The organism is Nocardia sp. NPDC056564, assembly GCF_042793755.1.
Lineage (GTDB): Bacteria > Actinomycetota > Actinomycetes > Mycobacteriales > Mycobacteriaceae > Nocardia.
Genome location: NZ_JBHTUR010000009.1, coordinates 264,382 through 286,708, shown reverse-complemented (window position 1 = coordinate 286,708; position 22,327 = coordinate 264,382). Strand labels below are relative to the sequence as shown.

The window sequence follows — 22,327 nt, the reverse complement described above, 5'->3', positions numbered from 1 at the left end:
ATGCGACCGCTCGGCGCAGACGATCCGACGCGGATCGGCGACTACCGGCTACTCGGCGTGCTCGGTGCGGGCGGCATGGGCCGGGTCTACCTCGGTCGCAATGCCGGTGGCCGGACCGTGGCGGTCAAGGTGATCCGGCCGGATCTGGTCGGCGACAACGAATTCCGCGAGCGGTTCCGCCGCGAGGTCAGCGCGGCACGCCGGGTCGGCGGGCAGTTCACCGCGCCGCTGCTGGACGCCGACGTGGACGCCGATCCGCCGTGGCTGGCCACCGGTTACGTGGCCGGTTTCTCGCTGACCGAGGCGGTCGACGAGTACGGACCGTTCGCCGAGAACTCGCTGCTGGTGCTCGCGCACGGGCTGGCCGAGGCGCTGGTCGCCGTGCACGCCGCCGACCTGGTGCACCGCGATCTGAAGCCGTCCAACGTGCTGCTGGCCCTCGACGGCCCCAAGGTGATCGACTTCGGCATCGCCCGCGCGATCGACGACAGCCAGTTCACCACCACCGGAAAGGTCGTCGGCTCACCGGGATTCATGTGCCCCGAGCAGGTGACCGGCGGCCAGGTCGGCCCGGCGAGCGACGTATTCGCGCTCGGCGGGGTGCTGGTGTTCGCGGCCACCGGGCAGGGTCCGTTCGGCGTCGGCGAGATGGTGCAGATGCTGTGGCGGGTGGTCTACGAGGAGCCGCGCCTCGACGCGGTCCCGGATCGGCTGCGTCCCCTCGTCGCCGCCTGCCTCGCCAAGGACCCGGCCGCCCGGCCGACCCCGGAACGCCTCATCGCCGACCTGACCGCCCTCGGTCTCCCCGGCCGCGGCGGCTGGCTCCCCGGCCCCGCGCTGGAAGAGGTCAGCCGGCGTGCGGTGCGGTTGCTGGACCTGGACTCCGGGCCGTTCGACGTGCCCGACGCGCTCGGCGAGCCGGCGAAACCCACCCGGACGGCGGAGACGGTGGTGCGGCCGTTCACCGATCCGACTCCGCGGCCGGTCACGGATCCGCGCGCGCGTACCGCCACCAGCCTGCCCGCGGCGGGGCAACCGGACGTCACGCCGCGATCGTGGTGGCGGGGTGTGCCCGATCCCGCGGATCAGCAGTTCTCCTATGGGCCGCAAGATGGTTCGAACGCCCCGCCACACCCGCGGCAATCGGCATGGCCACCTGCCGCGCAGCACTACGCCGCGCCGCGAGACCGCCCTTCCGATGCGCGGCAGTCGGGGACACACATCGCGCGAGCCAAACACCGCCGCATCGCCTTGATCGTCGGCGGACTGGTGGTCTGCCTGGTGGTAGCGATTGCCGCCTTCGTGATAACCAAGCAGTTCACCGACTCCGACGGCACCACCGACCAGTCCACCTCGACGCCGGGCAGTCCCGCCGCGGAATTGCCGGAGGCGTTCGTCGGCGAGTGGAAGGGCGTCGCCAAGGACAAGATCGCCGGCTTCGATATCGTGCTGACGCTGAACGCGGGCACCGTCGGCGAGGAACTCGGCACCTCGACCAATACCGGCAAGGTGGTGGGCATGACCTGCGGCCGAGCCGAAACGCTGACGGCCGTCGCCGACGAGGAACTGACGCTCACCGCGCGCCTCACCGAGGACAGCGGCGGCTGCAACGACGACGGCAAGACAACACACCTCCAGCTACTGCCCGACGGCACACTGTCGTACCGCACCGCAAGCGTGATCGGGGACATGTCCGGAATACTCAGCAAAACCTCGTGACCGGCTTGCGCTACCCGTTAGCTGAGGAAGTGGCAGACTGCGGAACATGGGCGATGTTTCCGGCAATTCGACACCAACCATCACCTGCGCGGGGCGCGTGCGAGCGCAGTCCGAGGCGCATCAGCGGGCGGGTCGGCTAGCCGCCGGGCTCGCGGCGGCGGGGGTGCGGCCGGGCGATCGGGTCGCGATGATGATCCGCAACGACATCGAGTTCATCGAGGTGTCCCTGGCGGTCGCGGCGTGCGGGGCGAATTCGGTGCCGATCAATACCCGCTGGCAGGTGCCGGAGGTGGCGCACGTGCTGGGCGACAGCGGTGCGCGCCTGGTGATCGCGCATACCGAGTTCATCGACATCGTCGAAAAGGCGGTGCCGCAAGCCGATACGCCGATTCTCGAGATCGCCATGCCGAGCGAGCTGCTCGCCGCGCTCGGCGCCGACGCCGCGCTGGCCGAGCCGACCGGCCGACACGCCACCCTGGAACAGTGGATCGAGACGCACACCGAACCGCTCGGCCGCATCGAGGGCTCGCGCGACGACTCGACCGGCCTGATCTACACCTCCGGCACCACCGGCAAGCCCAAAGGCGTACTGCGCGAACGCATGACGCCGCACCAGTGGCTGTCCGTGGCCGGCAGTGCGGCCAAACGACTCGGCCTCACCCCGCGCGGGCAGGCGGTGATTCCCGGCCCGCTCTATCACGCGAGCCCGAACGGCATTGCCACCCTGGCACTCCGGGTCGGCACCAACATCACCATCATGCCGCGCTGGGACGCCGAGGAGTTCCTGCGCCTGGTCGACGAGCGCCGCGTCACCCAGGCCAAGGTGGTGCCGACCATGCTGTCGCGGCTGCTCTCGCTGCCCGCGGACGTGCGCGCCCGCTACGACGTCTCCAGCCTCACCCACCTCATCCATTCCTCGGCCCCGTGTCCGCCCGCGGTGAAACGGGCCGCGATCGACTGGTTCGGCGACGCGCTGACCGAGTACTACGGCTGCGCCGAAGCGGGCACCATCACCTGGATCTCGGCCGCCGAGTGGCTCGCCCATCCGGGTAGCGTCGGCCGCCCGGCGGACGGCGCGGCCGTGGTTGTCCTCGACGACGCGGGCGAGCCGCTGCCCGCCGGGCGGACCGGTCAGGTGTTCGTGCGCGGCGCCGACTACTGGCCGAAGTTCCGCTATCTGCACGACACCGGCGAGGCGCCCAGTCCGCTGCCGGATTTCCTCGCCGTCGGCGACCGCGGCTACCTCGACGAGGAGGGCTATCTCTATCTCACCGGACGCTCCAGCGAGCTGATCATCTCCGGCGGCGTGAACATCTATCCGGCCGAGATCGAGAACGCGATCATGGCCCTGGACGGCGTGGAGGACGTCGCGGTGTTCGGCATCCCGCATTCCGGTGATCTCGGCGAAGCCGTTGCCGCGCAGGTCGTTCCGCGCCCGGGCGCCGAGCTGACCGAGGACGGCGTCCGGGCCGGCCTGGCCGGGCAGCTCGCCGCGTACAAGGTGCCGAGGGTGGTGCGGATCGTCACCGAACTCCCCCGCGACGATGCCGGAAAGATCTACAAACGTCAGCTCCGAGCGGAGATGTCCGACGCCGGATAAGGTGCGGCGGTGGACAGAGCCGAATGGGTCGAGCGAGGCAGCTCCATCGTCGACCGCTTGACGACAACGCAAACCCAGCCGCCGTGGTGGTTGGTGGCCGGCGCGGGCGTCGTGGCGCTCGTGCTGGTCGGATACACGCCCATCTGGCGGTTCACCCGCAATATCGTCACCATCGCGCACGAGGGCGGGCACGCGCTGGTCGCGCTGCTCACCGGGCGCAAGCTCAACAGCATCCGATTGCATTCGGACACTTCGGGTCTCACCGTGTCGAGCGGAAAACCCTACGGGCTGGGCATGATTCTGACGACGATGGCGGGTTATCCGGGGCCGCCGCTGCTCGGGCTCGGCTTCGCCGCGTTGCTCGGCGCGAGCCGGATCACCCTGATGCTGTGGGTGGCCATCGCGCTGCTGGCCGGGGTGCTGATCATGACCCGCAATGTGTACGGCATGCTGACCGTGTTCGCGGTCGGCGCGACAGTGTTCGCGGTGTCCTGGTTCGGCACCGACACACTGCAGGCGGGTTTCGCCTATCTCGGCGCGTGGTTCCTGCTGCTGGCCGGGGCGCGGCCGGTGATCGAGTTGCAGCGCGGGCGGTCGCGGCAGCTGCGCAGCCGCTATCAGGAGGACGTCGCCTCCGACGCGGACCAGCTCGCGCGGCTCACGCACCTGCCGGGAATCCTGTGGGTCGGGTTGTTCGGGGTGATCGCCGTGGGGTCGCTGGTGATCGGCGCCGGCTTCCTGATCTCCGATATCTCCGGGGTCTGTCTGCCCGGCGGAGCGTGCGCGCCCGGGCACTAGCCCGCCGGAATCGGCTCGGGTGGCTGCCCGCAGACGATTCGGTCGGCTAATGTTGGGCCACCTCCGGTTTCGCCGGAGCGTTTCCTCTCGCCCTCGCCGGCGCCGACCGTCTGCGCACGATCGCCCGTCGCCGACGCACAACGCGGTGCGTGAACATCCCGGAGCCGCACATGATCACGTCCATCCGCCTCGCCGTCGTCTCGACCCTGGTCCTCGCCTGCGCCGGCCTGTTCGGCGGCGGGCAGGCCGCCGCCGTCGCCGGCTCGGCCTGCGGCAGCGCGCTGTCGCAGGCCGAGATCTCCTCGATCGCCGAGCTTTCGGACACGACCACGCTCACCGGCTCGTCGATGGAACAGCTGGAGCGAGCGGTCGACAACCACCGGCGGCTCACCCGGATCCTGGTCGAGCACCGCGATCTGCGCGGCGTCTTCGGGCTCGGCCTCGACGCCGTCGAGCAGGCCGCGGTGATGCCGTTGCAGCGCGACCCGGCGTCGTTCATCGATCCGGAGTGGGCGCATCGGATCAGCCTCGAACTGCTGTCGCGCTTCCTGCGCAACGTGCACGCCGAATTCACCGGTGAGCCGACCGATCCGCACTGGACCAACTACTTCGACCTCGCCCGCCGCTGCGAGCTGTCGCCCGCACGAGTCGCGATGGCCGGATACAACGCGCATCTGTCCGTCGATCTCGCCTATGCGGTCGCCGCGGTCGGCGGCACGACCGCGAACGCGCCGGACTACTTCAAGATCGTCGACTCGATCGCGCAGCAGGGTTCGTTGATCGTCTCCGCCACCAAGGAGATCTATCACGGCGATCTCGGGCCGCTGTGGCGGTTCTACTTCGTCGGCGAGGGCCTCGATCTGCTCTTCGGCGAGGGTGTGGCCACGCCGCAACTGCTGCGCCTGGCCGATCTGGGCGCCAACGTGGTGATTTTCGGCAACGGACTCGCGCTGACCGATCCGGCCCTCGCGCCGGCCGCCCGGGTCGAGATCGACGCGTTGTGGCGCAGCGCCGACGTGGCATTCGAGGTGCTCACCCGACTCGGTGGGCTCTAGCCGGTTTAGCTTTCCGGATTCGCGGCACGCCTACTCCTGAGACGAACGAGCGAGAGGAGTTTCCGGTATGTCGGAAGAGCTGAACGGGAAGCGCGTACTGATCATCACGTCGAACACCGGCGTGGAGCGCGATGAGCTGCTGGTTCCGCAGAAACAGCTGGCGGAGCGCGGGGCGACGGTCGTGCACGCCGCGCCCAAGAACGAGCAGGTGCAGACCTTCGAGCACGACACCGAGAAGGACGTGACCGTGCAGCCGGACGCGTCGTTCGACGATCTGGATGTGGACGACTTCGACGTGCTGGTCGTGCCCGGCGGCACGGTCAACGCGGACAAGCTGCGCACCGAGGACCGCGCGGTCGAGCTGGCCAAGGCGTTCGCCGGGGCGGGGAAGCCGATCGCCGCGGTCTGCCACGGGCCGTGGCTGCTCGTGGAGGCCGAACTCACCCCGGACAAGACGCTGACGTCGTATTTCTCGCTGCGCACCGATGTGCTCAACGCGGGCGGCCGGTGGGTCGATCAGCCGGTGGTGCGTTCCGCGGAGCACGACTGGGCGCTCATCACCTCGCGCAATCCGGACGATCTGGACGATTTCTGCCGGGCGATCACCGAGGAGCTGGTCGAGACGTCATAGCTCGGCCGAGCCGCCCGCCTTCTGACATCCGCGCGCGCCGACGCGGCGAGTCCACGTGCGGGACGTCGGAAGGTGGGCGGCGGATAGGCCGCGCGCCTCAGCGGGCGTGCAGTACCGCCGAGGTTTCGCGGGCCAGCTCGGCAGGGTCGCGGGTGGCGTCGACGGTGGTGCCGCGTTCGTCATCGGCCAGCGGTTCGAGCGCGGCCAGCTGCGAGTCGAGCAGGCTCGACGGCATGAAATGACCGGTGCGATCGGCCATCCGGTGGGCGAGTTCTTCGTGCGACGCGGCCAGATGCAGGAAGAACGCGTCAGGCGCGGCGGCACGGAGCCGATCGCGATAGACCCGTTTGAGCGCCGAGCAGGTGATCACCCCGCCCCGCGCGGATCGTTCGGCCATCCAGGCCGCCACCTTGTCGAGCCACGGCCATCGGTCCTCGTCGTCCAGCGGGATTCCGGCCGCCATCTTCTCGACGTTCGCCTTGGGATGCAGATCGTCGCCTTCGCCGTACTCGACACCCAGCTCGGCCGCGAGCGCCCGGCCGACCGTCGACTTGCCGGACCCCGACACCCCCATCACGACCACGACGGGCAGCGCACGTTCCGGCACATCGGCTCCTTTGCTCGGTGCACTCCCCCGCGGCGGGCGACGCACATCTCCGACCCGACATTAGCGCGAGCGCGTTGTTCGTCGAGCGGGGCATCAGGGCGGGACCACCAGCGTTTTGCCGCCGCCATGTCCCACTCGGTGTCGGTCCGTTCGTCGAGCGGGACGGGGATGGTGCGTCGGCGGGCTCGCTCGATGCAGGGGTGATCCTGCTGTCGAGCACCCGAACGAAGCCTCGGCCTGAGCACAATGGCCGCACCCGGCACGGGGTTCAGGCCCGATGCCCATCCACCGCCGCGGTGATCAGCTCGGCGATCGCGCGGCGGGTGTCGTCGTCCACCGGCAGCAGCGGCCGTCGCGGGTCGCCGACTTCGATGCCGAGCGAGCGCAGCCCCGCTTTGACCGTTCGCGGCAGGCCGCCCCGGGAGATCGCGCCGAGCAGCGGATCCAGCCGTTCGAAACGCTGTGCCGCCGAATCGGTTTCGCCGGCGGTCAGCAGCTGCCACACCGCCACGATCTGCTCCGGCACCAAACACGGTGCGGCCGTGCACCATCCGATGGCACCGGCGTCGAACGCTTGGAGCGCGAGCCGGTTGCTGCCGTTGAAGAACGGCACATTGTGCTCCGCCAGCCGTCGCATCCGTGCGATGTCGCCGCTGGATTCCTTGACCATCGTGATGTTGTCCACGGCCCCGACGAGTTCCACCAGGAACTCCGGTGTCATATCGATCCCGCTGGTGCCCGGATTGTTGTAAGCCATGATCGGCAGCGCGACCGCGTCGGCCACCGCCGCGAAATGCCGCGCCAGCTCCTCCTCGGTCAACCGCCAGTAGGCGACCGGCAGCAGCATCAACGCCGTGGCGCCCAGCCGTTCCGCGAGCCGTGCCCGCGCAATGGTTCCCGCCGTGGTCAACTCCGACACCCCGACCACGGTCGGCACCCGGCCGTCGACCTGCTCGATACAGATCGATGCCACCGCCGCCCACTCCTGGTCGTCGAGGTACGCGGCCTCCCCCGTACTTCCCAGCGGCGCAACCGCATCCACGCCCGCGCCGACCAGCCGGTCGACCAGCCCGCGCAGCGCCCGCTCGTCGACCTCGCCGCTGTCCACGCCGAACGGCGTCACCGGATACGCCACGATTCCCGCGATCGACCCACTCATCGCCACCTCCATTCCGCCACCCCGATCATGCCCTGCACCCCGGCCGTTCCGGACGGAAGCGTCCTGGGGCACGATGGAATCATGGAATTGCGCATCTTCACCGAACCGCAGCAGGGCGCGAGCTACGACACGTTGCTGACCGTCGCCAAAGCCACCGAGGATCTCGGCTTCGACGCATTCTTCCGGTCCGACCACTACGCGGCCATGGGCGGCGGCGACGGGCTGCCCGGCCCGACCGACGCCTGGATCACCCTCGCCGGGCTGGCGCGGGAAACCAAGCGGATCCGCCTCGGCACGCTGGTGACCGCCGCCACCTTCCGGCTGCCGGGACCGCTGGCCATCCAGGTCGCCCAGGTGGACCAGATGTCCGGTGGCCGGGTCGAACTCGGCCTCGGCAGCGGCTGGTTCGCCGAGGAGCACGCCGCCTACGGCATCCCGTTCCCCGCGGACAAGTTCGCGCGGCTGGAGGAGCAGCTCGCGATCATCACCGGGTTGTGGGCGACCAAGCCGGGCGACAAGTTCGACTTCGCCGGCCGGCACTACCAGCTCACCGACTCCCCCGCGCTGCCGAAGCCGGTGCAGGACCCGGTGCCGGTGCTGATCGGCGGCCACGGCGCCACCCGCACGCCGCGGCTGGCCGCGCAGTACGCGACCGAGTTCAACATGCCGTTCTCCTCGATCGAGGACAGCGCCGCCCAGTTCGGCCGGGTGCGCGCGGCGGCCGAGGCGCGCGGGCGGCGCGCCGACGACCTGGTCTATTCCAACGCCCTGGTTGCCTGCGTGGGCGCGAACGACGCCGAGGTGGCGCGCCGGGCCGCGGCGATCGGCCGCGAGGTGGACGAGCTGAAGACCAACGGCCTGGCCGGCTCGCCCGCCGAGGTGGTCGACAAGATCGGCCGCTACGCCGAGATCGGCGCGCAGCGAATCTACCTGCAAATACTGGACCTCACCGATCTCGACCACCTCGAGTTGATCGCCGGTCAGGTGCAGGGGAAGCTCTGACGTGCAGGTCGGAAAGCCGAGCCGCACGGCGCTCGCCACCGCGCATGCGCGGGCCTATCACCAGATCGCGCCCGAGCCGCGGGTCTTCACCGACCCGTTGGCCGGGCCGATCATGGGCCTGAGCCCCGAGGAGCTGACCGCGCAGACGATCGCCGCGGCGGCGGGCGAGGACATCGCCTTTCATCGCGTCCGCCGGTTGTTCATGGCCAGCCGATCGCGCTTCGCGGAGGAAACGGTCGCCGACGCGGTGGCGGAGGGGACGCGGCAGGTGGTGATCCTCGGCGCGGGGTTGGACACCTTCGCCTACCGCAACCCCGATCCGGCGCTGCGGGTATTCGAGGTCGACCACCCCGCGACGCAGGCGTGGAAACGGCAACTGCTCGCCGACGCCGGAATCACCGTCCCGGATTCCCTCACGTTCGCACCGATCGACTTCGAGAGTGAAACCCTCGCAACAGGTCTGGCCGCGGCGGGCCTCGACCGAGACCAGCCCGCGGCCTTCGTCTGGCTCGGCGTGGTGATGTATCTGACCAGAGACGCCATCCGGTCGACCTTGCGCTATCTGGCCGAGCAGGCGGCCCCGGTCCGGCTGGTCTTCGACTACATCCCGCCGGCCGCCGACGCCGCACCGGCGCACCGGGCGCAACTCCGCACGCGTGCCGAGCGCATGGCCGCGGTCGGCGAACCCTTGCTGAGCTCCCTCACTTCCGCCGAACTGGCGACGGAACTACGGTCGGCAGGCTTCGACGAGGTCGAGGATCTCAGCGCACCGGAACTCATCGCGAGCTATGTCGGTGCGGCCGAGCTCGGCCCCGAACCCGAACGCCTGCACGCCCGCATCGCCCGCGCCCGCCGCACCTGACTCACCCGAGCGGCCTGCTGGTCGGCAGGTTCACGAAGCTCGGCTGGGCCGGATCCAGTTGCAGGGTTTGCGGTTTCAGTTCCGTGTTGTTGAGCAGCGGCCGGAAGGGCAGTCCCTTCGGGGAGTTTCCGGCGAACACGTCGACGCGCAGTCGATGTCCCGGCTGGAGCACCGCCTGGATCGGGATCACCGCGATGTCCAGCACGACGGGCTCGCCCGCGGTGACCGGCAGCAGGCTGTCCAGGGTGATCGGATTGTATGGGGCGGTGTAGTCGCCGTCGGGTGAGCGGGCGCTCTTCGCCTGGTCGATCGCCCGCATCGACGCGGTGAGCTGGCCGGTGCTCAGCACCGTGGAAGTTCCCTCCGGGGCAACGTCGTTCACGGTGACGGCCCAATATCCGTCGGTCCCGTCGTGCACGGCGTTGAGGTGCGCATTGATCGGGCCGGAGATGACCGTTCGCTCGGTGACGGGGGTGCCGGTGAAGGTCAACGCGTTACGTTCGGCGATGCGCGAATCCTTCGCGCACATATCCACTATCGCGGGGATCCCGGCGGCGCCCTGCGCGGTGTCGCGCGAGCACACGGTGGTGAGGCCGGGCGCGACCGTGAGGGCGCGACCCTCCATCGGCATTGTCGCGGACAGTGATCCGTCGTAGACGCTCGCCGCCGTACCGCTGGGGGCCGCGGACAGATAGACCCGCCGATGGGTCGCGCCCGCCTGGGGAAACCGATCGAGCGTCCGCCAGCCGCCACCCTGTTCCCACACCGTCACCGGACCGAATTCGCCCAGACCGTGGTCGATGTCCTTGAGCCACTTGTCGAACCACACCCGCTGCAGCACCTCCAGCCGCGCCGGACCGCCGGGCAGGCCGGTGCCCGCGCCCGGATTGGCGTGATACGTGTCGCCGACGAGCAGCTGTTTCTGCTCGGCGGGCAACGGAATCGCGTTGAACAGAGTGGTCGCGCTGTTGGCGAAGATGTCGTGCCAGCCGCCGTAGACGAAGGTGGGCACCGTGATTCGCTCCGGATGCCCGAGAATGGCCTGCCGGAAATCGCTGTCGTGGTCGAGGGCGGCGGCCAGCGCCTGCGGGACCTGGTCGAGCGACGGGGTGAGCAGCGCCTGGGTCAGCAGGTCGTAGTTGGTGGCGGGGTCGGCCAGCCGGTCGTCGAGCCAACGCCAGTCGAACGTGCCCGCCAGCATCGAGCGCACGTCGGGGATGAGTTTCGTCTGGTTCACATTGCTCAGCCACAGCGGCAGGAAGGTGGTGCCGATGCCGCCGCCCGGCGCGACGACATCACGCATCAGGTCGCTGCCCGGTTCCACCGGAAAGATGGCTTTCAGTGCGGCCGGGGCGTTTTCGGCCGCGCGCAGCTGGGTGATGCCCGCGTAGGAGCCGCCGCTCATCCCCACCTTGCCGGTGGACCAGCGTTGCGCGGCGGCCCAGCCGATCACCTCGCGGGTGTCCAACTGCTCACGGGCGCCGAGGGTGTCCCACGTGCCCTGGGAGAAGCCGGTTCCGCGGACGTCGGCGACCACCAGCGTGTAGCCGCTGCGGATCAGGTAGCGGTCGATGCCGAGCACCGTCTGCACGGTGCCGCCGTCGAGCGCGTGCAACAGGTCGCCGAAGCCGCTGATCGGCGTTCCGGATAGGTTCATCCGGCGCAGCAGGTCCATCACCACCGGCTGTAGGCCGGGCGCCGAGATAGCCGAATCGACCAGGTTGGACAGCAGTTTCGTATACGGCGTGAGGTTCACGATGGTCGGCAGCGGACGCTGTTCGACCTCCCCGTCCGCAGTCACCGGCCGGTACACGTTCGCCTTCAGGATGACGCCGTCGCTCATCCGGATCGGCACATCCCAGTCGATGTGCACGTCGGCGTACGGCTGCGGCCCGTCGTGCAGCGCGGTCCATTGATCGCTGCGGGAACCGCCGTCCGGTTGCGCCGCCGCCGGACTCACCGCAAACCCACCGCCAACTACGACGATCGATAGCACCATCGCCAATCGAGCCGCGCGGACAAACCGTTGTACCACTTGCTGCCCCGAAAGCATTCTGCTCCTCGACCGATGTGCCGCACGTTGATGGAGTTCGCCGTTTCGGATTGACAAGATAGCAATCTGCGCGCAAATCACCGGGAGATACGAATCGGCCGGTTTGTCGTGTTGCCCGCGCCCCGGCGAACCGATCCGGTTGCGCGATAGCGGATTTGCGCAAATCGGGCACTGTAGATACCTAGCAGTTTGGTTTAACACTCCGGCGCACACACCCTTCCGGTCAGTCGTTCAACGCCTGCTCACCGGATGCGGCAAAGCCCCGCGGATCGGCATGCCGGGGCCTACCTTGGTGGGCATGACGCCGCTGCAGCGCTATATCGCGGAAGAAATCGCCCTCGATCACGCCGACGGCCTGCTGAATCGGCGCGAGGCGCTGCGCCGCCTCGGGCTGCTCGGGTTCGGCGTTCCGGCGGCGGCCGCGTTGCTCGCGGCGTGCGCCACCGAGTCCAAGGATCAACCGGCGACCGCCCAACCGCCCTCCGCCGCACCGCCATCCACGCCGCCGGGGTCGGGTAAGGCACTGCCGACTACGCCGATCACCTTCGCGGGCCCGGACAATCGGGAGTTGCGGGGTGCGTGGGCGGCCGCCGCGCAACCTCGCGGGGGCGTGCTCGTCATCCACGAGAACAAGGGGCTGACCGACCACATCCGTTCGGTGACAGGGCGATTCGCCGGAGCCGGTTACTCCGCCCTCGCCGTCGACCTGCTGTCCGCGAAGGGCGGCACCGAGGCCTTCGGTGATCCGGCGCAGGCCACCGCCGAGCTGAGCAGGACTCCGCAGGATCAGTTCATCGGCGACCTGCGCGCGGGGCTGGACGAGCTCGGACGGCGGGTGCCGGGCAAGCAGCTCGGCGCGACCGGGTTCTGCTTCGGCGGCGGGCTGGTCTGGCTGCTGCTCGCCTCCGGGCCGTCCGCCCTCGCCGCGGCCACGCCGTTCTACGGCCCCTTCCCCGACCACGGCGACCTCACCGCCACGAAGGCCGCCGTGCTGGGGATCTACGCGGCGGCCGACGCCCGGGTGGATGCCACCCGTCCGGCCGCGGAGTCGGCACTCGCGCGCGCGGGCGCGCCGCACGAAATCTGGGTGGCACCGCAGGCCGATCACGCGTTCTTCAACGACACCGGACCGCGGTACGCACCGGCCGCCGCCGACGAGGCCTGGCGGCGGGTACTCGATTGGTACGGAACCTATTTGGGCTAGGGGTCAGCAAGCGGCGAGGAAGTCCTGGATCGGCTCGCGATCGGTGGCGACGACTCCGATGTAGCCGTCGGGGCGGACCAGCACCAGCGTTGCGGTACCCGCCGGGTCGATGTCGTAGTTGCGGAACGGGTCGCCGACGGTGCCCGCCACCACTCCGGCGGGTTCGATCACCCACCCCCGAACCCGATCGCCCTGTGTACGAACGACTTCGGCTATCGCGGCGGCGGTATCGCCGCCGAATCCCAGCAGCGTGAAATGGGTGCCACGGAACAGGTCGAACAGGCTCGACGCACCGCACCGGCCGTCCGGAGCACGGTCGCCCGCACGCACCGCGCCCGGCCGTTCGCGCGTCTCCACGGCCAACGGCCCGCCCCGATAGTTGACCTTCAGCTGGAAGATATCCAGACTCCCCTCCCCGGGCTCCGCGTCGCGGAAGTCCTGCCGATGCGAGCGCGTGGTCACGTCCAGCACCCGCGCCGCGATCGGAAACCGCTCGGCCTCATAGGTATCCAGCAGCCGCTCCGGAGCGCCCGCCAGCACCGCCGCCAACTTCCAGCCCAGGTTGTAGGCATCCTGCACGCTGGTGTTCAACCCTTGCCCACCGGATGACGAATGCACGTGCGCCGCGTCGCCGGCCAGGAACACCTGCCCGACCCGGAACCGGTCCACCATCCTGGCATTCACCCGGTACACCGAGATCCAGTTCACGTCGGACAACCGGATATCCGAGCGGCCGGACCGCTCGTCGAGAATCCTCTGCACGGCATCCAGGGTCAGCTCGGGCACGTCGTCCGCGGTCAGGTTGGCGATGAACTGGTAGTAGTCGGTCCCCGGCAGGGACCACAGCGAAAACCGTTCCCGGACACTGCCGGTCGTCAGCATGTGACAGTAGCTGCCGGTCAGCCCCTGCGCCCGGACGTCGCCGATCAGCGTTCGCTCGGTCTCGAAGGTTTCGCCCTCGAAGCCGACGCCGAGCCGCTTGCGCACCGCGCTGCCACCGCCGTCCGAGCCGACCAGGTACCGGGCCCGCAGCTCCAGCAGTTCACCGTCGCGCCGCAGCGTCGCGGTGACGCCGGTGTCGTCCTGCACGAAATCGAGGAATTCCGTGTTCAATTCGAGCCGGCCGCCGAGTTCGAGCAGCCGGTCGCGGAGCAGCTCGTCGGTGCGCCACTGCGGCAGGATCCAGGCCTGCGGATACGGCACGCCGTCGACGCGTTCGAGGGGCGCGAGCCCCAGCATCTCCTCCACCGTCCGCGTCATCGTCACCTCCGTGCCGACATACATGCGGAACGACGGGAACGGCGCCCCCGCCGCGACCACCGCGTCGATCAGGCCGAGATCGTCGAACACCTCCAAAGTCCGCGGCTGTAAACCCTTTCCGCGCGAGCCGGGGAACAGTCCCCGGGCCCGGTCCACCACCAGGCACTCGATCCCGCGCCGGGCCAGTTCACACCCCAGCGTCAGTCCGGTCGGCCCGGCGCCCACGATCAGCACCGGCAATTCTGTTGTCATCTGCGCTCTTTCGGGAAAGTCCGGGTGAGGATCGGCAGCAGCAGCTCGTCCACCAGATCGGTGAGGAACGCTCGATCCAGGGGTTCGCCGAGGAACATCCGCCGCATGATCTGGCCTTCCGAAACCTGGTGGGCCAGTTCGGTCGCGGTGCCGTCCGGTAATTCGCCGCGAGCGACGGCGCGCTCGACGACGGTGCGGAACGGGCCGAGATCCTCGTCCGCGACGTGCTCGCGCAGCGCCGCCGCGAGCTCGGCGTCCACCCGCATGGCGTGCATCAGGCCGGTCATCATGGTGACGTAGTGCTCATCGACCTGCGCGGTCAGATCGACGAGCGCGGCGATCAGATCGCCGCGCACCGTCCCGGTGTCCGGGATCTCCGCGACGTACTCGGCGTCGTGCGCGTCCATCGCCGCCTTCACCAGCGCGGGTTTTCCCGGCCAGCGCCGATAGATGGTCGCCTTGCTGGCCTGCGCCCTGGCCGCGACGGCATCCATTGTGATTGCCGCGTAGCCGATTTCGCCAAGCAACGCGTAGGTGGCGGCGAGTATCGCCTGCTCGCGTTCCGCGCCCCTGATCACAGTCCCTCCAAGTGAACGGTACGGTTTCGTTCACTTCGACGATAACGGAACACCGGGGACGGCACAAGGCCGATTACAGAATCTGATCGCCGAGCGCGACGTCCCGGCAGGCCTCGAGCAGCGGGGCCAGTCGCTCCATGGCATTGGTGCGCACGGCGAGCACCGTGGGCAGCGCCAGCACGCCCGGCGTGCACACGGGCAGGAAGGCCACCCGGCTGCTGTGCAGGAGCCGGGCGTGCGGCGCGTAGAGGACGGTCCAGCCCGCGGCGCCGGCGCCGAGCGCGGCGAGGGTGTCCTGGATGGAGACCTGCTCGGGGCCGAGCACCGGTTCGAATCCCGATTTACTGCACGCGGTCAGCACGAGATCGTCGAGCAACGCGTTGTTCTGCCGGTTCGTCAGATAGAGCGGCAGCTCGGCGAGCTGTGCGAGATCGACGCACCGCTCGGTGGCGGAGGGGTGATCGGCGGGCAGCGCGACGACCAGTTCGTCGTACCAGACCGGAATCTGCTGCACGCCCTCCGGCGCGGCCACCTCGCCGCGCAGGAAGGCCGCGTCCCACTCGTGCTCCGACACCTTGCGCAGCCGCTGCCCGAGCGCCGCCGACGTCAGTTCCACCTTGATCCCCGGCGCGCGATACTTCAGCGCGACGAGCAGCCGCTCGAGCCGCTCCCCCATCCCCCGGCTGGTGCCGATGCGCAGCACGGTCGGCGTGGTCAGGAAGTCCGCGACGCTGGTCCTGGCGCGCTTCTCGGCGGCGAGCACCTTCTTCGCCGCAGGCAGGAACGCCGCCCCGGCCTCGGTGAGCCGGACGCTACGAGGCGACCGTTCCAGCAGCACGACGCCGAGCTCGCGTTCGAGCCGACCGAGCTGCTGGCTGACTGACGACTGCACGATCATCAGCCGTTCCGCCGCCCGGCCGAAATGTAGCTCCTCGGCCACCGCGACGAAATACCTCAGTTGACGAAGTTCCATGACCTCAACGTGGTTCGGGGACAAGACTGGGTCAGGCTACCGCCCGGGGTGCGCGGCCAGCCGATGTGGCTTCGTCCCGCGCGCCGCGACCACACAAATATCGTCGGAGGTGCCCGCGTGAGATATCCGAATGTCAGGTCGGCGCGACGTCGCGGGATCGGGGTCGCGATCACCGTGGCGCTGGCCGCCGGCGCGCTCTCGGCCTGTGCGAGCGACAGCCGGCCCGCACCCGCCACCGAGGCCGTGCGCACCACCGCGCCGAGCAGACCGCAGGGCGCACCCGATCTCGGCGCGGCGGAGGAGATCGCGCACGGGCTCGACGTGCCGTGGGGACTGGCCTTCCTGCCCGACGGCAACGCCCTGGTGGCCGAACGCGACAGCGGGCGGATCCTGCGGATCGGCGCGGGGCACGCGCCGGAGCAGGTCTATCGGGTGCCGGGTGTCGTCGCCGGCGGCGAAGGCGGGCTGCTGGGCCTGGCGCTGTCGCCGGAGTATGCCGAGAACCGTTACGTGTATGCGTATTTCACCGCGCAGAACGACAATCGCATCGTGCGCTTCCGGCTCGACGGGCAGCCGGAGGTGCTGTTCGACGGGATTGCCAAGGCGGCCAACCACAATGGCGGCCGGATCGCGTTCGGGCCGGACGGCATGCTGTACGCCGGGACCGGTGACGCGGGGCAGAGCGGCCGGTCGCAGGATCCGGCCGGCCCCAACGGGAAGATCCTCCGGCTGACACCGGAAGGCCGCCCGGCACCGGACAATCCGATCGCGGACTCGCCGATGTACAGCCTGGGGCACCGGAACGTCCAGGGACTGGCGTGGGACCGCGAGGGGCGGCTGTTCGCCGCGGAGTTCGGGCAGAACCGGTTCGACGAGATCAACCTGATCGAGCCGGGGCACAACTATGGCTGGCCTGCGGTCGAGGGGGTCGGCGGGGCGGATCGCGGGTTCACCGAACCGTTGACGACCTGGTCCACCGCCGAGGCGTCGCCCTCGGGGATCGCGATCGCCGGAGACACGCTGTACGCCGCGGCATTACGCGGCGAACGGCTGTGGACCGTGCCGCTGCGCGAGGGCACGGTCGGCCAGCCGCGAGATGTGTTCCGGGACAGCTACGGCCGGCTGCGCACGGTCATGGTCGCGCCCGACGGTGCGCTGTGGCTCAGCACGTCCAACACCGACGGGCGCGGCAACCCGCGCACGAATGACGATCGCGTGCTTCGCTTCCCGGCGCGGTGAGTCAGTCGAGCATCGGCGTCCCGAGCCGACGGCCCAGTCGCCAGACCGCGTAGGTCAGCGGAACACCCGGACGGTACGCGAGGTGGGTGACCGACGGTGCGTCCAGCACCTGGAGATCCGCACGGGCGCCGGCGCGGATGACGCCGACGTCGTCGCGGCGCAGCGCTCGCGCGCCGCCCGCGGTCGCCGCGTGCACCGCCTCGGCCACCGAAAGTCCCATCTGCAGCACGGCGGTCGCGACGCAGAAGGCCATCGAGGTGGTGTAGGAGCTGCCGGGGTTGGCGTTGGTGGCCAGGGCGACCGTGGCGCCCGCGTCCAGCAGCGCGCGGGCCGGGGCGAGGCGCTGCCGGGTGGACAGGTCGCAGGCGGGCAGCACGGTGGCGACGGTGTCCGAGGAGGCGAGCGCCTCGATGTCGGCGTCGGTCAGGTAGGTGCAGTGATCCACGCTCGCCGCGCCGTGTTCGACCGCCAATCGAACGCCGGGACCCTCGCCGAGTTGATTGCCGTGCACGCGCAGGCCGAGGCCGTGCGCCTTGGCCGCGCGCAGCACCCGATCGGACTGGTCCCGGTCGAAAGCGCCGGTCTCGCAGAACACATCGGCCCAGCGGACGTACGGCGCGACCGCGTCGAGCATGTCGCCGCACACCAGGTCGACATACTTGTCTGCGTCCATGTCGGTCGGAACCAGATGGGCGCCGAGGAACGTCACCTCGTCGGCGGCGGCCGCGGCCAATCGGGCCGAGCGGAGTTCGTCCTCGACGCTGAGGCCGTAACCGGTCTTGGTTTCCAGACAGGTGGTGCCCTGCCTGCGCGCCTCGGCGAGGTGCCTGGCCAGGTTGACCGACAGCTCGTCGTCGGACGCGGCGCGGGTGGCGGCGACCGTGGTGGCGATGCCGCCCGCACGATACGGCCGACCGGCCATCCTGGCCTCGAACTCGGCGGTGCGGTCGCCGGCGAAGACGAGGTGGGTGTGGCTGTCCACCCAGCCGGGCAGCGCGGCCCGGCCGCCGAGGTCGACGCGGTCGTCGGCGGCGGGCGCGTCCTGCGCCGGGCCGACCCAGGCGAAGTGCTCGCCGTCGAGGACCACCGCGGCGTCGCGCAGCGGGCCGCCCTCGGTGTTGGTGGTGAGCTCGCCGATGCCGGTGATCAGGGTCGACACAGTGCCTCGATTTCCTCTCGCAACACGGTTTCCGGGTGGTGCACCTGTAGGTGGCGGTGCTCGGACACGATCGGCCGGCCCGCGACGAGCACCGAGCGGATGTCGCTCGCGGTCGCGGCGAACAGCGCGGCGGCCGGGGCGGCGCCCGCGGTGCGGATCGAGCCGAGGTCGAGCGTGACCAGGTCGGCCGCGGCGTTCGGGGCGATCCGGCCGGCCTCGGGCCAGCCGATGGACGCGTGATCGGTGGCGGCGCGGTAGAGCTCGGCCGGGGTGAAGCGGCCGCGGGCCCGGCTGGCCAGCCGCTCGTCGAGTTCGAGCGCGCGCCACTCCTCGAAGGCATCGATCACGGCGTGACTGTCGGTGCCGAGGCAGAGACCGACACCGGCGTCCGCCAGGGCGCGGGCCGGGCCGATGCCGTCGCCGAGGTCGCGTTCGGTGGTGGGGCAGAAACACGCGCGGGTGCCGCTGTCGGCGAGCAGGGCGACGTCGGCGGCCGTGAGGTGGGTCGCGTGCACCGCGACCGTCCGCGGGCCGAGCAGACCCGCTCCGGCCAGCAATGCGGTCGGGGTAACGCCGTGCGCGGCAAGGCAATCGGCGTTCTCCGCGGGTTGCTCGGAAAGGTGCACGTGCAGCGGCCGTCCGGCGGCCGCCGCCGCGACCACGGACAGCGCCGCCGCGGGAACCGCGCGCACCGAGTGGGCCGCGACGCCGGTTCGCACGAGCTCCTGCTCCGGGGTGAACGCGGTCGCGCGTTCGGCCCACGCATCGGCGCTGCCGTCGCTGAACCGGAGCTGGTGCTCCCCCAGCTCCACACCGAATCCGCCGGCCAGGTAACACGTGTCGAGCAGGGTGAGGCGAATACCGGCGTCGACGGCGGCCGCCGCTAGGGCCGCGCCCATCGCGTTCGGGTCCGAATACCGGGCGCCACCGGGCGCGTGATGCAGGTAGTGGAACTCGCCGACGCTGGTGTACCCGGCCAGCACCATCTCGGCGTACACCGCGCGCGCGAGCCGGTAGTAGGAATCGGGATCCAGTTGGGCGGCAACGGCATACATGCGCTCCCGCCAGGTCCAGAAGGTGCCCTGGTCGTGCTGGGTACGGCCGCGCAACGCACGGTGGAAGCCATGCGAGTGCGCGTTCGCGAAACCCGGGATGGTCAGCCCGGGCAGTACCGTGCCGGTGCGCTCGGTGCCGCTGGTGACCGACTCGATGGTCGCGCCGTTCACCTCGATCGTCACCGACGCGGCGACGCCGTCCGGCAGCCAGGCGTATTCGGCCCAGTAGGTGCTCATCCGGCCAGTTCCTCCAGGATCCGCGCGAGACTGCTTGCGCCGCTGTCGATGTCGGCGGGCTCGGCGAATTCCTCGGGGGCGTGGCTGATCCCGGTCGGGTTGCGCACGTAGAGCATGCCGGAGGGGACGTGCCCGGCGAGGATGCCCGCGTCGTGCCCGGCGCCGGTCGGCAGCGCGGGTACGCCGCCGAGCACCTTGTCCATCCGGCCACGCAGCGTCTCGTCGAAAACGACGTCGTCCGAGTAGGACTCCTCGGTGACGGTCAGCGCACACCCTTCGGCGGCCGCGGCCTCCCTGGCGGCCTCGGTGATGTCCTCGACCAGCGCGGCGGTGCGGCCGTCACCGGCGACCCTGGCGTCCAGCCACAGATCCACGCTGGACGCGATGACGTTCGTGCCACCGGGATTGGGTACCAGCCTGCCGACGGTGGCCCGCGCGTCGGCCATCGCGGCGGCGGCCCGGCGCGCGGCCGCCACCACCGTCGCGGCGGGCAGCATCGGATCGTGGCGATCGGTGAGCCGCGTCGCGCCCGCGTGATTTCCCTGGCCGGAGAACGAGAATCGGTACCGGCCGTGCGCGATGATGCTGCTGCCGGTGGCGACCGGGCTGTCCAGCTCGATCAGGCCGCGCCCCTGTTCCACGTGCAACTCCACGAAACAGCCGATCTGGGCGAGGGATTCGGGATCCGCGCCGAACCGCTTCGGATCGTGGCCCGCCTTCACCGCCGCCTCGGCGAGCGTCACGCCCTCGGCATCGCGCAGATTCCGGGCACGATCGGGGTCGATCGCACCGGTGAGCAGTCGCGAACCCAGACAGGGCACGCCGAATCGCCCGCCCTCCTCCTCCGCGAACACGAGCACCGCGAGCGGCTTGGCCGGCCGGAAGCCCTTGCCCTGCAAGATCTCCACCGCCGCGAGCGCGCTGGCCACACCGAGCGGGCCGTCGTAGGCGCCGCCGCCCGGCACCGAATCGAGATGGCTGCCGGTGACCACCGCACCGGGTCCTGGACTTCCCCACCAAGCCCAGATGTTGCCGTTGCGATCGGTGTTCACGTCCAGCCCGCTGTCCAGCGCCTGGTCGATGAACCAGTCCCGCAGCTCGAAATCGGCGTAGTCGTAGACATGCCGGGAGTAGCCGCCGCGCCGGGAATCCCGGCCGACCCCGGCGATCTCGTTCATCAGCTGATTCACGCCCACGGCGTCGCTCCTGGTGTGCTCTGGGGTCTGGTTCACGGCGCCTCGTGCATCGGGGTGCGCACGCCGCGTTCGGCGGCCACCTCGGCGGCGCGGTCGTAGCCCGCGTCCACGTGCCGGATCACGCCGGTGCCCGGGTCGTTGGTGAGCACCCGTTCGATCTTCTGCGCGGCCAGCTCGGTGCCGTCGGCCACACACACCTGGCCGGCGTGGATGGACCGCCCCATGCCGACGCCGCCGCCGTGATGGATGGACACCCAGGTCGCGCCGGACGCGGTGTTCAGCAGGGCGTTGAGCAGCGGCCAGTCCGCGATGGCGTCGGAACCGTCGGCCATCGACTCGGTCTCCCGGTACGGCGACGCGACGCTGCCGGAATCGAGATGATCACGACCGATCACCACCGGCGCGGACAGCTCGCCGCTGGCCACCATCTCGTTGAAGCGCAGGCCGGCCAGGTGCCGCTCACCGTAGCCGAGCCAGCAGATGCGGGCCGGAAGCCCTTGGAAGGCAACGCGTTCGCCGGCCATCCGGATCCAGCGGCGCAGCGACTCGTTCTCCGGGAACAGGTCGACGATGGCGCGGTCGGTGGCCGCGATGTCCTTCGGGTCGCCGGACAGCGCCGCCCAGCGGAACGGGCCCTTGCCCTCGCAGAACAGCGGGCGGATGTAGGCCGGGACGAAGCCGGGGAAGTCGAAGGCGCGCTCGCACCCGCCGAGCTTGGCCTCCCCGCGCAGCGAGTTGCCGTAGTCGAAAACCTCGGCGCCCTTGTCCAGGAAGCCGAGCATGGCCCCGACGTGCTCGGCCATCGATTCGCGCGACCGGTCGGTGAACTCGTCGGGCTTCTTCGCCGCGTAGTCGGCCCAGTCCTCGACCGCGATGCCGCGCGGCAGGTAGGCCAGCGGGTCGTGCGCGGAGGTCTGGTCGGTGACGATCTCCGGGTCGAGGCCGATCGCGAGCAGCTTCGGCAGCACCTCGGCCGCGTTGCCGATCAGGCCGACGGACAACGCCTTTCGCTGCCTGCGCGCGTTCGAGACCCGGATCACCGCGTCGTCCAGGTCGGTCGCGATCTCGTCGAGGTAGCGCTCCTGCACCCGTCGCCGCGCCCGCGCCGGATCGCACTCGATGACCAGCGCGACACCGCCGTTCATGGTGACCGCCAGCGGTTGCGCGCCGCCCATGCCGCCGAGCCCAGCGGTGAGCGTGAGCGTGCCGGCCAGGGTGCCGCCGAAGCGCTTGTCCGCCACCGCGGCGAACGTCTCGTAGGTGCCCTGCAGGATGCCCTGGGTGCCGATGTAGATCCAGGAGCCCGCGGTCATCTGCCCGTACATGGTCAGGCCGAGCGATTCCAGCCTGCGGAACTCCGGCCAATTCGCCCAGTCGCCAACCAGATTGGAGTTGGCGATCAGCACCCGCGGCGCCCACTCGTGGGTGCGGAACACCCCGACCGGCTTGCCCGACTGCACCAGCAGGGTCTCGTCGCGCTCCAGCGTGGTCAGTGAGTGGGTGATCGCGTCGAAGCTGGCCCAGTTCCTGGCCGCCTTGCCGGTGCCGCCGTAGACCACCAGGTCTTGCGGCCGCTCGGCCACCTCCGGATCGAGGTTGTTGTGCAGCATCCGCATCGCCGCCTCGGTCTGCCAATTCTTCGCGGTCAGCTGCGTACCGCGCGCCGCCCGAATGGTCCGAGTCATGAA

At 70.2% G+C, this 22,327-nt stretch carries 19 protein-coding genes; 9 read left to right on the top strand and 10 right to left on the bottom strand.

What is annotated here, in order from left to right; translation table 11 throughout:
• From ACFQ9K_RS23720 to ACFQ9K_RS23700, 5 genes are all read left to right on the top strand, one after another.
• The gene (locus ACFQ9K_RS23720) at window positions 1-1,719 is read left to right on the top strand and encodes a protein kinase (RefSeq protein ID WP_378722722.1); all 1,719 of its coding nucleotides are present in this window, start codon (window positions 1-3) and stop codon (window positions 1,717-1,719) included.
• Between the two features lie 46 nt (window positions 1,720-1,765).
• Window positions 1,766-3,319, top strand: coding sequence for an AMP-binding protein (locus ACFQ9K_RS23715; protein WP_378722721.1), 1,554 nt, complete (start codon window positions 1,766-1,768; stop codon window positions 3,317-3,319).
• A gap of 57 nt (window positions 3,320-3,376) precedes the next feature.
• A complete protein-coding gene (locus ACFQ9K_RS23710; protein ID WP_378983598.1) occupies window positions 3,377-4,117 on the top strand; it encodes a M50 family metallopeptidase in 741 nt (246 codons plus the stop codon).
• 170 nt (window positions 4,118-4,287) lie between these two features.
• Window positions 4,288-5,172, top strand: coding sequence for a DUF5995 family protein (locus ACFQ9K_RS23705; protein WP_378983595.1), 885 nt, complete (start codon window positions 4,288-4,290; stop codon window positions 5,170-5,172).
• Between the two features lie 67 nt (window positions 5,173-5,239).
• Window positions 5,240-5,803 carry a DJ-1/PfpI/YhbO family deglycase/protease gene (locus ACFQ9K_RS23700; protein WP_378726837.1) on the top strand — a complete coding sequence of 188 codons (564 nt, stop codon included), beginning with the start codon at window positions 5,240-5,242 and terminating at the stop codon, window positions 5,801-5,803.
• A 97-nt stretch (window positions 5,804-5,900) separates the two neighbouring features.
• Here the strand turns inward: ACFQ9K_RS23700 and ACFQ9K_RS23695 are convergent, their stop codons facing one another.
• Window positions 5,901-6,377, bottom strand: coding sequence for a gluconokinase (locus ACFQ9K_RS23695; RefSeq protein WP_378726842.1), 477 nt, complete (start codon window positions 6,375-6,377; stop codon window positions 5,901-5,903).
• 301 nt (window positions 6,378-6,678) lie between these two features.
• Window positions 6,679-7,569, bottom strand: a complete 891-nt coding sequence (locus tag ACFQ9K_RS23690) for a dihydrodipicolinate synthase family protein (protein ID WP_378726835.1) — start codon at window positions 7,567-7,569, stop codon at window positions 6,679-6,681.
• Window positions 7,570-7,650: 81 nt separating this feature from the next.
• Between ACFQ9K_RS23690 and ACFQ9K_RS23685 the strand changes: the two genes are divergently transcribed.
• Complete coding sequence (locus tag ACFQ9K_RS23685; protein ID WP_378726833.1) at window positions 7,651-8,571, top strand: LLM class F420-dependent oxidoreductase; 921 nt, start codon at window positions 7,651-7,653, stop codon at window positions 8,569-8,571.
• A gap of 1 nt (window position 8,572) precedes the next feature.
• Complete coding sequence (locus ACFQ9K_RS23680; protein WP_378983591.1) at window positions 8,573-9,433, top strand: class I SAM-dependent methyltransferase; 861 nt, start codon at window positions 8,573-8,575, stop codon at window positions 9,431-9,433.
• A 1-nt stretch (window position 9,434) separates the two neighbouring features.
• On the opposite strand, the gene ACFQ9K_RS23675 is transcribed toward ACFQ9K_RS23680, so the two are convergent.
• Entirely contained in the window at window positions 9,435-11,432 is a 1,998-nt protein-coding gene (locus ACFQ9K_RS23675) for a CocE/NonD family hydrolase (RefSeq protein ID WP_378722769.1), read from the bottom strand.
• A 352-nt stretch (window positions 11,433-11,784) separates the two neighbouring features.
• Between ACFQ9K_RS23675 and ACFQ9K_RS23670 the strand changes: the two genes are divergently transcribed.
• Entirely contained in the window at window positions 11,785-12,690 is a 906-nt protein-coding gene (locus tag ACFQ9K_RS23670; protein ID WP_378722770.1) for a dienelactone hydrolase family protein, read from the top strand.
• A 3-nt stretch (window positions 12,691-12,693) separates the two neighbouring features.
• On the opposite strand, the gene ACFQ9K_RS23665 is transcribed toward ACFQ9K_RS23670, so the two are convergent.
• The 3 genes from ACFQ9K_RS23665 to ACFQ9K_RS23655 all read right to left on the bottom strand — a co-directional run bounded on the left by ACFQ9K_RS23665 (window position 12,694) and on the right by ACFQ9K_RS23655 (window position 15,753).
• Entirely contained in the window at window positions 12,694-14,190 is a 1,497-nt protein-coding gene (locus tag ACFQ9K_RS23665; RefSeq protein ID WP_378722792.1) for an FAD-dependent monooxygenase, read from the bottom strand.
• 8 nt (window positions 14,191-14,198) lie between these two features.
• The gene (locus ACFQ9K_RS23660) at window positions 14,199-14,780 is read right to left on the bottom strand and encodes a TetR/AcrR family transcriptional regulator (RefSeq protein ID WP_378722772.1); all 582 of its coding nucleotides are present in this window, start codon (window positions 14,778-14,780) and stop codon (window positions 14,199-14,201) included.
• 73 nt (window positions 14,781-14,853) lie between these two features.
• Complete coding sequence (locus ACFQ9K_RS23655) at window positions 14,854-15,753, bottom strand: LysR substrate-binding domain-containing protein (protein WP_378722773.1); 900 nt, start codon at window positions 15,751-15,753, stop codon at window positions 14,854-14,856.
• 117 nt (window positions 15,754-15,870) lie between these two features.
• Here ACFQ9K_RS23655 and ACFQ9K_RS23650 point away from each other — a divergent pair, with 117 nt between their 5' ends.
• On the top strand, window positions 15,871-16,992 hold the full coding sequence (locus ACFQ9K_RS23650; protein WP_378722774.1) for a PQQ-dependent sugar dehydrogenase: 1,122 nt from the start codon (window positions 15,871-15,873) through the stop codon (window positions 16,990-16,992).
• Window position 16,993: 1 nt separating this feature from the next.
• Here ACFQ9K_RS23650 and hutI read toward each other — a convergent pair whose 3' ends face one another.
• From hutI to hutU, 4 genes are read right to left on the bottom strand one after another with little or no spacing between them, the layout of a single operon-like run.
• Complete coding sequence (hutI, locus tag ACFQ9K_RS23645; RefSeq protein WP_378722776.1) at window positions 16,994-18,151, bottom strand: imidazolonepropionase; 1,158 nt, start codon at window positions 18,149-18,151, stop codon at window positions 16,994-16,996.
• Entirely contained in the window at window positions 18,139-19,443 is a 1,305-nt protein-coding gene (locus ACFQ9K_RS23640) for a formimidoylglutamate deiminase (protein WP_378722777.1), read from the bottom strand. The genes hutI and ACFQ9K_RS23640 overlap by 13 nt, the downstream gene beginning before the upstream one ends.
• On the bottom strand, window positions 19,440-20,621 hold the full coding sequence (locus ACFQ9K_RS23635; RefSeq protein WP_378722793.1) for an allantoate amidohydrolase: 1,182 nt from the start codon (window positions 20,619-20,621) through the stop codon (window positions 19,440-19,442). Before ACFQ9K_RS23635 ends, ACFQ9K_RS23640 begins: the two co-directional genes overlap by 4 nt.
• A gap of 50 nt (window positions 20,622-20,671) precedes the next feature.
• Window positions 20,672-22,324 (bottom strand): urocanate hydratase, encoded by a 1,653-nt coding sequence (hutU, locus tag ACFQ9K_RS23630; protein ID WP_378722779.1) that lies wholly within the window; start codon window positions 22,322-22,324, stop codon window positions 20,672-20,674.
• Window positions 22,325-22,327: the final 3 nt, after the last annotated feature.